The 14,032-nt window shown below is 71.8% G+C and carries 12 protein-coding genes and 3 pseudogenes; 5 read left to right on the top strand and 10 right to left on the bottom strand.

Annotation, left to right across the window (positions count from 1 at the left end):
* Positions 1 to 115: 115 nt before the first annotated feature.
* Genes OHA91_RS06055 through OHA91_RS06045 form a run of 3 tightly spaced genes read right to left on the bottom strand, consistent with a single transcriptional unit; the run spans position 116 to position 2,312 of the window.
* Positions 116 to 967 carry a methyltransferase domain-containing protein gene (locus OHA91_RS06055; RefSeq protein WP_328738781.1) on the bottom strand — a complete coding sequence of 284 codons (852 nt, stop codon included), beginning with the start codon at positions 965 to 967 and terminating at the stop codon, positions 116 to 118.
* Positions 964 to 1,620 carry a TIGR04282 family arsenosugar biosynthesis glycosyltransferase gene (locus tag OHA91_RS06050; protein ID WP_037631572.1) on the bottom strand — a complete coding sequence of 219 codons (657 nt, stop codon included), beginning with the start codon at positions 1,618 to 1,620 and terminating at the stop codon, positions 964 to 966. Before OHA91_RS06050 ends, OHA91_RS06055 begins: the two co-directional genes overlap by 4 nt.
* A complete protein-coding gene (locus OHA91_RS06045) occupies positions 1,617 to 2,312 on the bottom strand; it encodes a glycosyltransferase family 2 protein (RefSeq protein WP_031147116.1) in 696 nt (231 codons plus the stop codon). Before OHA91_RS06045 ends, OHA91_RS06050 begins: the two co-directional genes overlap by 4 nt.
* Before the next feature lie 115 nt (positions 2,313 to 2,427).
* On the opposite strand from OHA91_RS06045, the gene OHA91_RS06040 reads away from it, so the two are divergent.
* Positions 2,428 to 3,165 (top strand): response regulator transcription factor, encoded by a 738-nt coding sequence (locus tag OHA91_RS06040; protein WP_266494116.1) that lies wholly within the window; start codon positions 2,428 to 2,430, stop codon positions 3,163 to 3,165.
* Complete coding sequence (locus tag OHA91_RS06035) at positions 3,162 to 4,274, top strand: sensor histidine kinase (protein WP_266494118.1); 1,113 nt, start codon at positions 3,162 to 3,164, stop codon at positions 4,272 to 4,274. The genes OHA91_RS06040 and OHA91_RS06035 overlap by 4 nt, the downstream gene beginning before the upstream one ends.
* 312 nt (positions 4,275 to 4,586) lie before the next feature.
* Here the strand turns inward: OHA91_RS06035 and OHA91_RS06030 are convergent, their stop codons facing one another.
* From OHA91_RS06030 to OHA91_RS06015, 3 genes are all read right to left on the bottom strand, one after another.
* Positions 4,587 to 5,648: an NAD-dependent epimerase/dehydratase family protein gene (locus OHA91_RS06030; RefSeq protein ID WP_266494121.1), complete on the bottom strand. Its 1,062-nt coding sequence runs from the start codon at positions 5,646 to 5,648 to the stop codon at positions 4,587 to 4,589.
* A 514-nt stretch (positions 5,649 to 6,162) separates the two neighbouring features.
* The gene (locus OHA91_RS06020) at positions 6,163 to 6,360 is read right to left on the bottom strand and encodes a hypothetical protein (RefSeq protein WP_266496976.1); all 198 of its coding nucleotides are present in this window, start codon (positions 6,358 to 6,360) and stop codon (positions 6,163 to 6,165) included.
* Positions 6,360 to 6,758 carry a carboxymuconolactone decarboxylase family protein gene (locus OHA91_RS06015; RefSeq protein ID WP_031147128.1) on the bottom strand — a complete coding sequence of 133 codons (399 nt, stop codon included), beginning with the start codon at positions 6,756 to 6,758 and terminating at the stop codon, positions 6,360 to 6,362. The genes OHA91_RS06020 and OHA91_RS06015 overlap by 1 nt, the downstream gene beginning before the upstream one ends.
* Before the next feature lie 318 nt (positions 6,759 to 7,076).
* Here OHA91_RS06015 and OHA91_RS06010 point away from each other — a divergent pair, with 318 nt between their 5' ends.
* On the top strand, positions 7,077 to 8,090 hold the full coding sequence (locus OHA91_RS06010; RefSeq protein ID WP_266496850.1) for a PucR family transcriptional regulator: 1,014 nt from the start codon (positions 7,077 to 7,079) through the stop codon (positions 8,088 to 8,090).
* A 175-nt stretch (positions 8,091 to 8,265) separates the two neighbouring features.
* On the opposite strand, the gene OHA91_RS06005 is transcribed toward OHA91_RS06010, so the two are convergent.
* The 3 genes and pseudogenes from OHA91_RS06005 to OHA91_RS05995 all read right to left on the bottom strand — a co-directional run.
* Entirely contained in the window at positions 8,266 to 8,454 is a 189-nt protein-coding gene (locus OHA91_RS06005; protein WP_245240012.1) for a hypothetical protein, read from the bottom strand.
* 91 nt (positions 8,455 to 8,545) lie between these two features.
* Entirely contained in the window at positions 8,546 to 9,847 is a 1,302-nt protein-coding gene (nhaA, locus tag OHA91_RS06000; protein ID WP_328738780.1) for a Na+/H+ antiporter NhaA, read from the bottom strand.
* Positions 9,848 to 10,055: 208 nt separating this feature from the next.
* Positions 10,056 to 10,742: pseudogene (locus OHA91_RS05995) on the bottom strand (alanine:cation symporter family protein); the annotation flags it as partial.
* A 381-nt stretch (positions 10,743 to 11,123) separates the two neighbouring features.
* Between OHA91_RS05995 and OHA91_RS05990 the strand changes: the two are divergent.
* Positions 11,124 to 12,005 (top strand): potassium channel family protein, encoded by an 882-nt coding sequence (locus OHA91_RS05990; RefSeq protein ID WP_031147132.1) that lies wholly within the window; start codon positions 11,124 to 11,126, stop codon positions 12,003 to 12,005.
* A 510-nt stretch (positions 12,006 to 12,515) separates the two neighbouring features.
* Positions 12,516 to 13,601 (top strand): annotated as a pseudogene (locus OHA91_RS05985) (NAD-binding protein); the annotation flags it as partial.
* Here the strand turns inward: OHA91_RS05985 and OHA91_RS05980 are convergent.
* Positions 13,587 to 13,976: pseudogene (locus OHA91_RS05980) on the bottom strand (SPFH domain-containing protein); the annotation flags it as partial. The pseudogenes OHA91_RS05985 and OHA91_RS05980 overlap by 15 nt on opposite strands.
* Between the last annotated feature and the right edge of the window lie 56 nt (positions 13,977 to 14,032).

Here is a 14,032-nt window from a genome sequence, read left to right as displayed (position 1 = left end):
TCGTGGTGGCGGTGGCGGGGCGCCACCTCCCACGGCGCCCTCGCGGCGGGGGCGGTCCCGCCGCCCGGCCACAGCCGGACACCGGGAGCCGGGCTGCGCCGGACACCGGGTCCCGTCAGCCGCCGGAGCCGGGCTCCGGACCGCAGCCCTCGCCTCGGCGCGGGCCCGGGGACCAGGCACCAGGAACCGGAAACACTGCCGAGCCCGGGCCCGATCCAGGGGCCCGGCCCGGGTCGGGGCAGCAACCCGGGCCCCGGGCTCCTGACGACGGGGTCTGAGGACGCCGTGAGAGCTCCGCGAACACGCGCCCCGCGACCGACCATTCCTCCGTGACGTGCCAGCCGGTGACGCGGGCGTGCTCGTGGAGGGCCCGGGCGCCGAGCCGGGCCCATGTGAAGGGCTCGCCGAGCGCGCCGCTGCCGTTGTCGAGCCGGACCTCGCAGCACTCGTCCACGTCCACCGGTACGCATTCCGCGATGACCCGTGCTGCCGGGCCGGTGACCGACCCGAGTCGGCCCAGCAGCGCCGTGGGGTCCCCGCCGATGCCTATGTTGCCGTCGATGAGCAGGGCCGTGTCCCAGCGGCCCTCCCCGGGCAGCGGTTCGAAGACCGACCGGCACAGTGCGAGTCCGCCCAGCCGTTCGGTACGGGCCACCGCGGCCGGGCTCACGTCGATGCCCAGCGCCCGACGGCCCCGAGCCGCGAGGGCTGCGGCGAGGCGTCCGGGGCCGCATCCGATGTCGAGGACGGCCCCTCTGCAGCGGGCCAGGACGCTCTGGTCCGCGGCGTCAGGAGCGGCGCACCAGCGCTCCACATCCAGGGGCAGCAGCCAGCCGTCGCTGCGACGCAGGAACAGAGGGCCCTGCCCGCTGTCGAGCGCGTCGGCGTACGGGTCCTCGCGCCAGGCTGCCGGCCGGGGCAGGCAACCGGGGGCGACTGCCTCGGCGGGAGCCCCGTGTCGCCTCATGGGCGCACCGGGCGAGAGGCGGAAGCTGCCGAGGCCGACGCGAACCGGGCGTATCGGGCGGCGAATCGGGTGCCGGCGGCCTCGCCGGCGACCAGCTGTGCGTCCTCGGCGGTGTCCACGTCCCGCAGCCGGGGCAGCCGTCCGACCCGCAGGCCTGCCGCGAGGAGCCGGCCGTACTGCACCGCGCCCGTCTCGCTCACCGACATCGGAACCCCGCGCAGCAGCGCGGGGTCGGGTGCGGCCAGCCCGAGCGCCCAGAATCCCCCGTCGAGGGCGGGGCCGAACCAGGCGTCGTGCTCCTGCCAGGCGTCCGGCCCGGTCGCGGGCGCCAACAGGGCGGGTGTGACCTGAGGGGTGTCCATGCCGATCAACAGGGCCGGCCCGGGGCAGCAGGCGAAGGCTGCGGCGAGCCGCTCGTCCAGCCCTCCGGAGCACTGCGGGACGACCTCGATACCGGGTGGAAGCCAAGGCCCGGTGCGGCCGTCCAGGACGAGCACCCGGCGTTCGGCGGGGGCCGCGGCGACGGCTTCCAGGGTGTCCGCGAGGGCGGCTTCCGCGAGCAGGGACGCCTGGGCCGGAGTGAAGGCGGGCGTGAGTCGCGTCTTGACCCGCCCCGGCACGGGCTCCTTCGCGATCACCAGAAGAGTGGTCACCTCCGGCCCCCCGTCACGGCCGCGGAACCCACCGGCTCGGCGAGTACGCGGCTCATGTCGCGTACGGCCTGGTAGGTGCCGCGCCATGTGCCCGTGACCTTGGACTTCCCGGCACGGGGCAGGTACGGCACGTCCACCTCCCGTACCTTCCAGCCGCCGTCGGCGGCGCGGACCACCATCTGGAGCGGGTAGCCGCTGCGCCGGTCGGTGAGCTCCAGGCCGAGGAGGGCCTCACGCCGAGCGGCCCGCATCGGGCCGAGGTCGTGCAGGCGCAGGCCGGTGCGGCGGCGCAGCATTCGGGACAGGGCCAGGTTCCCCGCCCGGGCGTGGAGGGGCCAGGCACCGCGGCCCTGGGGCCGGCGCCGACCGAGTACGAGGTCGGCCTCACGGTTCTCGACCGAGCGGACGAAGCCGGTCAGGAGTCCCGGATCGAGCGAGGCGTCACAGTCGCAGAAACAGACGACATCGGCCTCGGCGGCCATCAACCCGGCGTGACAGGCGGCCCCGAAGCCACGGCGCGACTCATGGACCACGGTGGCGCCGAGGCCGCGTGCGATCTCGGCGGAACCGTCGTCGGAGCCGTTGTCGACGACGACGGCCCGCCAGCCGGCGGGGATGCGGGCGAGTACCCAGGGCAGCGCCTCGGCCTCGTTCAGACAGGGAAGTACGACATCTACGGTCACGGATTTCACCGTAGGGATGACGGGCCGCTCAAGGAGCCATCGACTCCTTACGAAACGCGGACGTCACCCCGGGCGCCGCCGCAGCGGGGTCGGGGCCGGGCCGGACGGTGCGACCCTGGACCGCATGAGCATCGAGAACACGTCCGCCCGGGTCCTCGTCGTGGACGACGATCCGACGGTCGCCGAGGTCGTGACCGGCTACCTGGCGCGCGCCGGATTCGCCGTGGAGCACGCCGCCGATGGGACCACGGCCCTCGCCAGCGCCGGACGGGCCCGGCCCGACCTCGTGGTCCTGGACCTCATGCTGCCCGGGATGGACGGGCTGGAGGTGTGCCGCAGGCTTCGTGCCTCCGGACCTGTACCGGTGGTGATGCTCACCGCACGGGGCGACGAGGAGCACCGCATCGAGGGACTGGAGCTCGGCGCCGACGACTACGTCACCAAACCGTTCAGCCCGCGCGAACTCGTCCTGCGGGTCGAGTCCGTCCTGCGCCGCAGCCGGGGCCGCGGCACCGAGGGAACGGCGGCACCGGAGCCGGCGCTGGGCGGCGGGGGCCTGATCCTCGACCCCGGCACCCGACGGGCCTCCAAGAACGGGACGGAACTCGCCCTCACCCTCAGGGAGTTCGACCTCCTCGCCTACTTCCTGCGGCGCCCCGGCCGGGCGCACGGCCGGGAGGACCTGATGCGGGAGGTGTGGGGGTGGGACTTCGGCGACCTGTCCACCGTCACCGTCCACGTCCGCCGGCTGCGCGCCAAGATCGAGGACGACCCCGCCCGGCCGTGCTTCATCCAGACCGTGTGGGGCGTCGGATACCGCTTCGAGATTCCGGCCGGGACCGGGGAGGCGGGGTCGCTGTGAAGGACCTGCTGCTGATCGCGGTCTTCGCCCTGGGCGGGGCCACCTGCGCGGGAGCGCTCGGCGCGGTCGTGCTGCGTCTGTTGCGCCACCGTTCGGTCGCCGTTTCCCTGACCGTGGTGGCCGCGGTGACGGTCACCGCGATGCTCGCGGGAACCCTTGCCGTCGCGCAGGCGATGTTCCTCTCCTCGCACGACCTGACCGTCGTCACACTGGTGGTCGCGATGGCTGCCGCCGTCTCCCTGGCGACCGCCCTGCTCCTCGGCCGCTGGGTCGTCGCCCGCAGCCACGACCTCACGCTCGCCGCACGCGACTTCGGCGACGGCGGCAGCTTCGCCGTTCCGGCCGTCCCGGCCACCGCGGAACTGGCCCTCCTCTCGCGTGAACTGGCCGCCACCAGTGCGAAGCTGGCCGCGTCACGCGAGCGGGAACGTGCCCTGGAGACCTCGCGCCGCGAACTCGTCGCGTGGATCTCGCACGACCTGCGTACCCCACTGGCAGGCCTGCGGGCCATGTCGGAGGCGCTGGAGGACGGCGTGGCCGCCGACCCGGCCCGCTACCACCGGCAGATCGGCGCCGAGGTCGAACGCCTCAACTCCATGGTCGGCGACCTCTTCGAACTGTCCCGGATCCACGCCGGGGCCCTGACCCTCACCCCCACCAGGATGTCGGTCTACGACCTGGTGGGCGACGCGCTCTCCGGCGCCGACCCGCTCGCCCACGCGCACGGCGTACGGCTCGTGGGAGACGACGTCGAACCGGTGCCGGTGGAAGTGGACGGCAAGGAGATGACCCGCGTGCTGGCCAACCTGCTGGTCAACGCCATCCGCCACACGCCCGCCGACGGCACGGTCGCCATCGCAGCCGAACGCCGTGCCCACGCCGTGGTCCTGTCGGTGACCGACGGCTGTGGCGGGATCCCCGACGAGGAACTGCCCCGGGTCTTCGACACCGGCTGGCGCGGCACCGCTGCCCGGACCCCGCCCGCCGGCGCGGGCCTCGGCCTCGCCATCGTGCGCGGCATCGTCGAAGCCCACGACGGTCGCGCCGACGTGCGGAACGTGCCGGGCGGCTGCCGCTTCGAGGTGACCCTGCCCGCCCCGACCGGCTGAGCCGGATCGGGCCGGGCAGGGGGATGGCCAGTCGGCCTCGCCGTAGCGGAGCACCCCGTCCAGGCCGAGCGTGCGCAAGGTGGCCCGTGCCTGGGGACGGGCGTGGCTGACGATCACGGGGATGCCCTGGGAGTGGGCCGTACGCAGCGCGTCGAGACGGAACGGCCACGGGCAACCACGCGCACAACAAGCCTCCGGACGGCCCGACGGGCACGGCGGTCCCGTACCGCCGACCAGACTGCCCGGCGCGCATCGCGGCGCTCGCCGCAGGCCAGGGAGCTCCGGCCGGCCCCTGTTCCGCTCAGGACGTCTCTACCGGACACCGGACGAGGCCCGCTGCTGCGCCCGTGCGAACTCTGCCATCCCCTCGGCGAAACCCACCCGGGGCAGCCACCCCAGCTCGCGCCGCAGCCGTGCCGAATCGGCGGTGACGTGCCGGACGTCACCGAGCCGGAACTCCCCGGTGACCACCGGCTCGGGGCCGCTGCGGGCAGCGGACAGTGCCGAGGCCATCTCACCGATCGTGTGCGGTTCGCCCGAGCCCGTGTTGTACGCGGTGAACGAGCCTGCCGCGCGGCCACCCGCCGCCTCCAGAGCCACCGCATTGGCCGCCGCCACGTCCCGTACGTGCACGAAGTCCCGTCGCTGGGCGCCGTCCTCGAAGACCCGAGGTGCCTCACCCCTGGCGAGCGAAGACCGGAAGAAGGACGCCACCCCGGCGTAGGGGGTGTCCCGGGGCATGCCGGGCCCGTACACGTTGTGATAGCGCAGCGACACGGCGTGCCCGCCGGTGGAGCGTGCCCAGGCAGCCGCCAGGTGCTCCTGCGTCAGCTTCGTCGTGGCGTACACGTTGCGCGGTTCCACCGGGGCGTCCTCGTCCACCAGGCCGGGGACCAGTTCCGCCCCGCACACCGGGCAGAGCGGTTCGAACCGCCCCGCTTCCAGATCCGCGACCGCCCGCGGACCGGGCCGGACGACGCCGTCCCGCGGACAGTCGTAACGGCCCTCCCCGTAGACCACCATCGACCCCGCCAGCACCAGCCGGTTCACGCCGGCCTTCGCCATCCCGGCCAGCAGCACGGCCGTCCCCAGGTCGTTGCAGCCGACGTAGGCGGGCGCGTCCGCGAAGTCCTTTCCCAGCCCGACCATCGCCGCCTGATGGCACACCGCGTCCACGCCCCGCAGCGCCGCGCGCACCGCTTCCGCGTCCCGGACGTCCGCCAGGACCATCTCTGCACCCGGCAGGTCGGGCGGCCCGGGGTGAGCGGTCGGCAGCAGCGCGTCCAGGACCACGGGCTCGTGGCCGCGCTCGGTCAATGCCGTGACGATGTGCGCGCCGATGAACCCGGCGCCTCCGGTGACAAGTACTCGCATGCCCTGGACGCTACGGAACCCGACCGTCGGAACGCCCGCTCCACGCCCGGACGTAAGACTTCCGTCATCGGATGGTGCAGGAGCCCGCTCCCCGCGCTGCCCCGCCGGCTGACCGCCGCGGCCGCGCTCACCGCCCTGGAGGGCCTGGCGCTCGCGGACGTCAGGGTTTCGTCATCACCTCGCGCATAGCGCCCCCACCCCGCTGCGGCGTTGAACGGCCGTGACACACCAGTCAGGGGAAGGAACGGTCGTGACAGGAACGGGACGGCGCGGCGGGCTCCTGGCCACGGCTCTGATCGCTGCGCTTGTGCTGCAGGGCGCGGGCCTGTACTGGTTCCAGCCCTGGAAGCCGTGGCAGGACGAGACGGTCCGTGAGGCCCTGCCGGCGGCCGGGCCCGCCACCCCGGCGCCCGGCTTCGGTAGATCGGCTACGCCCTCGCCGTCCTCGGCCGCCGGCAGGGCGACGTCTCCTTCGGTGCGGCGCAACTGCAGACCGCCTGATCCTGTGCCCGGATCACGTGCCGGGCGCGCTGAGCTTGCGGACCTGCTCGTCGTAGTCGGCGAGCAGATGGGTCAGCTGGCCGATGGATTCCTCGGGTACGTCGGCAGGGGAGGACTCCACGACGTACCGCGCCGCGGCGGTGAGCGCGGCCAGCTCGTAGGCGTGGAAAGTGCCGCGCAACACCGTGGGCCGGAGTCTCTCCAGCTCCATCACGAAGCCTTGGACCGCACGTACTCGGTGACCTGCGTCAGCTCCTCGGCGAACTGGTCGTAGTCCTCCTGCATGCCGTTGATGTAGGCGCTCCACCCCAGGCTGGCCTTGGCGTAGTGGACGGCCTCCTGGATCTCCTCGTCCGTGGCCCCGAAGAGTTTCGCCGCCTCTGTGTGGAAGAGGCTGCAGTAGTGGCACTTGGTCTCGGAGTGCAGCCCCACGCCGATGAGTTCCTTGTACTTGTTCGGGATGAGGGTTTCCCCGAGTTCGATCCGCTTGAAGATCTCCCACTCCGGACCGAGCAACTCGGTCGGTATCCGGGAGAAGAAGTGCGGAACCAGACCGAGCGTTTCCTTGATGTCGGCTTCGATCTCAGCACGGTTGACGGTGGCAGCCATGGTCTTGCCCTTCTCCGCATGACGATCCGGTGGGCGTGCTCGCCGGATCAGGCAGCGGGAGTCAGGCGTGCGCCGTGACGTCGGCGTCGAAGCGCCTGAATCTCGTTCCTGCAACCGGACACCGGACCCTGTACCCAGCTTAGGCCCGCGTGCTGAGCCCTGTCCGCTCGGCGGAACGGACGCCGTCCCGGTGTCTCAGGGTTCCTCTTCCCGTGGCACCCTGGTCCCCGCGTCAAGAAGGCGTCATGAGCGCCGGGATCAGGGGGAACGGTGGCGGGAGCGGAAGCTGCGGAAGTGGAGCTGGCGGAGTACGCCCGGATGTTGAGGGACGCCTGTGCCACGGGACGCCTGCTCACCCGCGCCGAGCGTGACGCGCGCAGGGCCGAGGGAGAGCGGGCCGCGGGGACGGGAACAGGGCTCCGCGGTCTGATACGCGAGCACCTGGTCGCCGCCCGGGAGGTCTTGGCGCAGTTGCCCACCGACAGGGCCGAGCCCCTGTTGGCCGCTGTCGAACAGGCGGTGGACGCGTTCGCCGATGGCTACGAGCGTGCCCAGCAGCAGGCAGTACGGCAGGAAGAGGCCGCGCGCCGGGAGTTCATCGACGACCTCCTCTACGGGGGTAGCGACCTGGGGCGGCTCGTGGAGCGGGCCGAGCGGTTCGGGCTGCGCCTGTCGCAGGCTCACGCGGTGGCCGTCGCCACCGGCCCGGAGCCCTACGGCGACGGATACCCCGTCGCCCGCGGCATCGAGGAAGCCATGCTGGCGAGGTTCGGCAACCGCAGGATCCTCCTCGCCACGAAGGACGGCCGACTGATCTGTGTGGCTCCCGGCGACCAGCCCGACGTCCTGGCGTACTTCGCCAAGCAGGCATACGGAGCCACCGACGGAGGTCAGGTGGCCATCGGCCGCTCCCACCAGGGGGCCGGCGGAGTGGTCCACTCGTACGAGGAGGCCCTCAACGCCCTCGACCTCGCCGCGCGCCTGGAGATCGACAGTCCGGTGCTGTACGCGGCCGACCTCCTCGTCTACCCCGTACTGACCCGGGACCGGCAGGCCATGGCCGACCTGGTCGAGAGCGTACTCGGCCCGCTCCAGCAGGCCCGCGGCGGTGCACAGCCCCTGATCGAAACCCTCCACGCCTACTTCGACAGCGGCTGCGTAGCGACCGAAGCAGCCCGTCGGCTTTCGCTCAGCGTGCGCGCGTTCACCTATCGGCTGGAACGGATCCACACTCTCACCCAGGCCGACCCGACCGACCCGCAGCACCGCTACACGCTGCAGACCGCTGCCATCGGTGCCCGTCTGCTCCCTTGGCCGGGTATCCCGGGCTGAGCGGTGGCGGGGGACCGGTGAATGCGAATCCGAAGTCCCGCGGAATCGCTCTCGCTGTGGTCAGCCCACCGCGGCCGACCTGCCCGCCGGGCACAGGCGCTGCGGCGCGAGCTCCTGCCCGCTTCTGCGCACGTCGGGCAGGTCGGCCGCGGTCTCGTTCGTGCTCATCGCCCTTTCAGCCGTTCGGCTCGTCCGTTGCGGTGAGGGAGGCGATGAGGAGGCCTGCGAGTACGGCCCACGCTGCGGCGGCGGGCCCAGTCGTGGCGCAGCCGATGAGCCCGAGCAACAGGGCGGCAAGGGCTCCGGCGGCGAGCGCGCGCCGGTCGGTCGGAAAGGCCCACTGCCGACGTCCGCTCCCGGGCACGCGGAGCTCCGCGACAGCCGTCCTGATCACCCAGGCGGCCAGGATGACCGTGATGCTGAGCAGGGCGACCGCCTTGCCGCCTCCGGCGTGATCAGTTGTCGTTCGCCCCGGCCGGTGCCGCCGGGGTGCGCTGGTAGATGTCGGGGATGCCGTCGGCGTCGTCGTCGGCGTTCTCCTCTTCGTACAGGCGCCGGTAGAGGGTGTTCCGGCGGCGCAGGAGTACGCCCGCGAGTACGGCGGCGGTGACGGACGCGATGAGGACGGCTGCCTTGACGTGCTCGCCGACGGCTGCGCCCGGGAAGGCGAGTTCACCGATGAGCAGGGCGACGGTGAAGCCGATTCCGGCGAGGACGGACAGCCCCAGGACGTCGGCCCAGGCGAGGTCGGGGTTGAGCTCGGCCTTGGTGAAGCGGGCGGCGAGGTAGGTGCCGACGAAGATGCCGAGGACCTTGCCGACGACGAGTCCGATGACGACTCCGAGCGGTTCGGGGCTGGTGAACACCTCGGCCAGGGCGGGGCCGGAGATGCTGACGCCGGCGGCGAAGAGGGCGAAGAGGGGGACCGCGACCCCGGCGGAGAAGGGGTGCATGACGTGCGAGACCCGGGAGGCGGGGGAGACCTCTTCACCCTTGTCGCGGGTGGTGCGCAGGATCAGGCCCATGGCGACGCCGGCGACAGTGGCGTGGACGCCCCCGTTGTACATCAGCGCCCAGATCGCGATGCCGAGCGGCACGTACCACCACCAGCCGCGGATCCGGTAGCGCTGGAGAAGGTAGAAGACGGCGAGTCCGGCGAACGCTCCGCCGAGCGCCCAGAGGTTCAGGTCGCTGGTGAAGAAGATCGCGATGATCAGGATGGCGCCGAGGTCGTCGACGACGGCGAGGGTGAGGAGGAACGCGCGCAGGGCGGCCGGCAGGTGCGTGGAGATGACGGCGAGGACCGCGAGGGCGAAGGCGATGTCGGTTGCCATGGGCACGGCCCAGCCGTCGAGGCTGCCGCCCCCTGCCCAGGCGGTGGCGGCGTACAGAGCGGCGGGCACGGCCATGCCGCAGACCGCGGCGATCACGGGCAGGGCCGCGGTGGCGGGGGTACGCAGCTCACCGACGACGAGCTCGCGTTTGAGCTCGATGCCCGCGACGAGGAAGAAGATCGCGAGGAGGCCGTCGGCGGTCCAGTGCCCGAGGGAGAGGTCCAGGCCCAGCGCGGGTATGCCGAAATGGAAATCGCGGATGGCCTCGTACGCACCGCTCCACGGGGTGTTGGCCCAGACCAGCGCGACGACGGCGGCTGCGAGGAGGACCAGGCCGCCCACGGTCTCCGTGCGCAGGGCCGAGGCGATGGCCTGGCGTTCGGGCCAGGGCACGAGTCCGAACACGATGCGCGGGCTGCTCATGAGGGTGGCCTTCCGGGGGCGTCAGCGGGATAAGGGCACACAGCCCTCATATCGCCGACCAGACTTCCCGGCACACCCCGCGCCACTCGTTGAGGAGAAACGAGTTCCTTGACGCGTTCTTTACACCCTATCGGCGATCCCCGGATCCCACCAGAGGGGTTCTCACCTGCTGAAACACAAAAGGAGCGGGTCCGTACACACCAAGGCGCGAGGTGTGCGCGATCGGGGCGGAGCCGAGACCGGCCTCGTTGGAGAACGCGGCCCGCTTGAAGCCGATGATCAGCGCACCCAGGACACCGCCGGCGACACCCTGAGGGTTGAAGGCGCCCTCGATGATCGACGAGATCGCGGACGGGACCGCGGAAACGTTGACCAGGATGACGACCAGGCAGGCCGCGATGTAGATGCCGGCCATCGCCGGGACGAGCCGGCTGGTGACGGAGGCGATGGAGCGGATGCCGCCGAGGAGCACGATGCCGACGATCGCGGCGATCAGGATGCCGAAGAACAGGGCGCCGGCGGAGGAGCCCATCATGCCGTTTTCGCCGCCCGTGACGGAGACCAGCTGGGCGTAGGACTGGTTGACCTGGAAGAGGTTGCCGCCGAAATGGCCGAAGAAGAGGATCATCGCGGAGGCGAGGACCGCCAGGACCTTGCCGAGGGTCTTGCCGCGGGCGCCGAAGCGCTCGGCCAGGCCCTTGGGCAGGTAGTGCATCGGGCCGCCGGAGACGGTTCCGTCGGCGTGCACCTCGCGGCACTTCACGCCCAGGGTCACCTAGACGAACTTCGTCGCCATGCCCAGCAGGCCGCAGAGGATCATCCAGAACGTCGCGCCCGGGCCGCCGACGGAGACGGCGACGGCGACACCGGCGATGTTGCCGAGGCCCACGGTGCCCGGAGACGGCCGAACCGGCGCAGTGCGGTGCGTCGGTATGAGTGCGGGCTTTGAGCGAACGCCGTGTCCGATCGGCGAACCTGGGCGTCTCGGTCCTTGGATCGGACCGGGATCCTCCCGTGTGCCAAGCCGGTGCGAGCCGGCACTCCGTGGTCCGGCGAGGGGTGGTGCCGAAGCGGAGTGGCGTATTCATAGCACGCCCTTTACGAAACCTTTAGTGATGTAGATCATTGGCGCGGGGATTCGAGGTTCGATTCCTGGGGCCGGTGATGCGATCGTTATCCGGATCAGGTCTTCCTGAGCGAACACGGCATGTGAGGGTGATCGCCCTGAGGGCTTCCGGGTGGGCTGAGGGGGGCGATCGCGGGGAAGGCGACCGGGATGAAGTGGTTGATCACCATCGCGGGCGCAGTCCTCGTCCTGGTCGTCCTGCGGGACGTGTTCCATACCCTGTGGCACCCCACGCGCCACGGTGGCCTCAGTCGCCTGGTCATGACGGCGCTGTGGCGGCTGTCATCCCGCCTGCCGCTGCGCCGCCGGGCCTCAGGACTGGCGGGCCCCCTCGCGATGGTGGTGGTCGTCGCCGCGTGGGCCCTCACCGCGGTCATCGGATGGGCTTTCATCTACTGGCCGCACATGCCACAGGCGTTCACCTACACCCCTGGCCTGCGCCCCGCCGAACACTCCGGCTTCCCGGACGCCCTGTACCTCTCCCTGGTCCACATCTCCACCCTCGGCCTGGGCGACATCGCACCCGCCGAAGGGTGGCTGCGCATCCTCGCCCCCGTGGAGGCCATCGTCGGCTTCGCCCTGCTCAGCGCCACGGTGGCCTGGACCCTCGGCATCTACCCCGCCCTCGCCCGGCGCCGGGCCCTCGCCCTGCGGCTCTCGCACCTTGCCCGTACCCATCCTTCGACGGAGCAGATCGACGCCGACGCGGGCGCAACCATTCTCGACGGCCTGGCCGGAGCCGTCTCCGTGGTGTCCGTCGACTTCCAGCAGTACGCCGAGTCCTACTACTTCCACGACGGGGACGACCGCACCTCCCTCGCCCGCCAGATCACCTCGGCCCTGAATCTGGCGGACCAGGCGGCGAGCGCCCGTCACCCGGACGTCCGGCTCTCCGCCGCAGTGCTGCGGGCAGCGCTGGACGACCTGGCGGCCATCCTCGACGAACGCTTTCTGCACACAGGCGGCACGGCGCGCGAGGTCTTCGAGTCCTTCGCGAGTGATCACGGCCGTCACGCCGCGGGTCGCGGCTGACGGGCGCGTCGCCTCGGCACGGGGGCACCGGTGCTGGACGTGCTGCTCGGTTCGACGAGGTGAAGCCGGGGCGCGGTCAGAGGGGAGAGGTCGGAGCGGTTTGATCCGTGGCGACCCTCGACGCCGTCCAGACCGAATACGCCCAGCGCGGCAAGACGGTCGAGATCACCGGCCTCAACTCCCCCAGCGCCGACCTCCACAGCAAGCTCACCGGAGAACTCGCAAGCCGGCCACTGACCGGCTTGCTTTCGCACGGGAGTCGAGTCAGGGGTTCCTCGGGGCAACCGCCTCCGGCGCCATGGGGTCGATGCCCACAGCCGCGAGCATCGGTGGTGAGAGCGGCTCGGCCGGGGCCTGCCCAGCGTGGCGATCGTCGCGAGGGCCGGGCTCGTCGCACGACCGTCCGCGCCACCGCTGCGCGACCCCCTCGGCCGGCCGGTACCGCGGGCACGGCATGCTGGTCCGATGATCGATCCTTCGACACGCCAACTCCCCGACATGCCAGGCAGAATGGTCGTCTGCGGGGACGACGGGCTGGCCCGGCGACTGGCTGCCTAGCTTCAGGACGTCTACCGCGAGCCCGTGACCCTGGTGGTGCCCGCCGCGCGAGAGCCGCAGCCGGCCGTTGGCCGACGGACGGGCCGCGGCCTCGGGCTGCTCGCCCGGGTACCGGTGGCGCAGCCGCGACGGGCGGCCGCGGAGCGTGGGCCGCTACGGGACCTCCGCCTCGTCGAGGCGGCCGAGCCCGACGAAAACGTGCTGGCGGCCGCCGGTGTCGCCCGGGCCGCCGCCCTGGCCCTGGTGTACGAGGACGACGAGACCAACGTACGGGCCGCTCTCGTGGCGAGACGGTTGAACCCGCGTCTCCGGCTGGTCATCCGTCTGTACAACCGCCGACTGGGCCAGCACCTGGAAGAGTTGCTGGACCAGGCAGCCGTCATCGCCGAGCCCGGACTCGACCTGCGACAGCTTGACGCGTCGACGACCGTCCTGTCGGACGCCGACACCGCGGCCCCGGCCCTCGCGGCCTCCGCGATCGCCGGAACCAGCAAGGTCGTCCAAGCCGACGGTCTGCTGCTGCGCGCGGTGGAGCGCACCCCACCCGGCCGGGGGCAGGTCGCCGACTCCGGGCTGTGCACGCTGGCGCTGCTGTCGGCGACGACAGGCGACCCGGCCGGCGCCGAAGGATCCGAGGCGAGCGGCGACGGCGGCCCTCAACTCCTGCCCGACGACCGGGCCGTGGCCGCCGCGACGGGCCGGGGGATCGTGGCCCTTGAAGCCGTCTCCCGCATGGCCGGGGCACGAGCGGGCGCGTCGGCGCGTCTCTCGGGAGCCACCCTTCCGGTCGGCTCCCTCTTCTCGCGCAGACTGCGCTGGGCGCTGGCCGGTATCGCGGCAGCGGTGACGGCCCTCGCCGTGGCGTCCTGGGTGACCACTGGTGACCATCCGCTCCACGCCGCGTACATCATCCTCCTCGACATCTTCGCCATCAACGACCCGGCCCTCCAAGAGCCCCCCGAGCGCAAGACGCTCCAGATCCTGGCGGGTACCGTCGGCCTGCTCCTGTTGCCGGTGCTGGTCGAACAACTCCTGCAAGGTCGCCTTGTCCGAGGCCCGCTGCGTACCGATGGCCTGGGCGACCTTGATGACGTCCTCGACGGTCTTGTTGACGCGGACGAAGAACGAGATCCGGATGTCGGCGCGGATGTTGTCCTTGCAGATCAGACCGTCGCGGCCGGTCCGCGAGATCTCGATGGTCTTCACCGAGATGTCCATGACCTCGGCCTTGTGCAGTACGGGCAGAACGACCTGCCCGGTGAAGGTCACGTCGACCTTCCGCATCTTGGAGACGATCAGGGCCTTGCCCTGCTCGACCTTGCGGAACAGCCGGGTCACGACAAGCAGCGCGGCGACCGCGATGACGAGAACGACGACGACGAGCGTGCCGAGGCCCAATGAGATGGCGTCCATGAGGAGTCCCCACGTGAGAAGTCGAAGCTGAGAAGCCCGGAGGGCTGGATTGCGCG

This window comes from Streptomyces erythrochromogenes (assembly GCF_036170895.1).
Taxonomy (GTDB): Bacteria; Actinomycetota; Actinomycetes; order Streptomycetales; family Streptomycetaceae; genus Streptomyces; species Streptomyces erythrochromogenes.
The sequence above is the reverse complement of the archived record's forward strand: the minus strand, read 5'-3'. Positions and strand labels throughout refer to the sequence as shown.

What these genes read in the sequence shown, in the direction of transcription:
- OHA91_RS05990 (WP_031147132.1), top strand. Translation starts at nt 11,124, where the DNA reads ATGAAGTGGTTGATCACCATCGCGGGCGCAGTCCTCGTCCTGGTCGTC.
- OHA91_RS06015 (WP_031147128.1), bottom strand. Translation starts at nt 6,758, where the DNA reads ATGGCTGCCACCGTCAACCGTGCTGAGATCGAAGCCGACATCAAGGAA.
- OHA91_RS06040 (WP_266494116.1), top strand. Translation starts at nt 2,428, where the DNA reads ATGAGCATCGAGAACACGTCCGCCCGGGTCCTCGTCGTGGACGACGAT.
- OHA91_RS06010 (WP_266496850.1), top strand. Translation starts at nt 7,077, where the DNA reads ATGTTGAGGGACGCCTGTGCCACGGGACGCCTGCTCACCCGCGCCGAG.
- OHA91_RS06020 (WP_266496976.1), bottom strand. Translation starts at nt 6,360, where the DNA reads ATGGAGCTGGAGAGACTCCGGCCCACGGTGTTGCGCGGCACTTTCCAC.
- nhaA (WP_328738780.1), bottom strand. Translation starts at nt 9,847, where the DNA reads ATGAGCAGCCCGCGCATCGTGTTCGGACTCGTGCCCTGGCCCGAACGC.
- OHA91_RS06030 (WP_266494121.1), bottom strand. Translation starts at nt 5,648, where the DNA reads ATGCGAGTACTTGTCACCGGAGGCGCCGGGTTCATCGGCGCGCACATC.
- OHA91_RS06055 (WP_328738781.1), bottom strand. Translation starts at nt 967, where the DNA reads ATGAGGCGACACGGGGCTCCCGCCGAGGCAGTCGCCCCCGGTTGCCTG.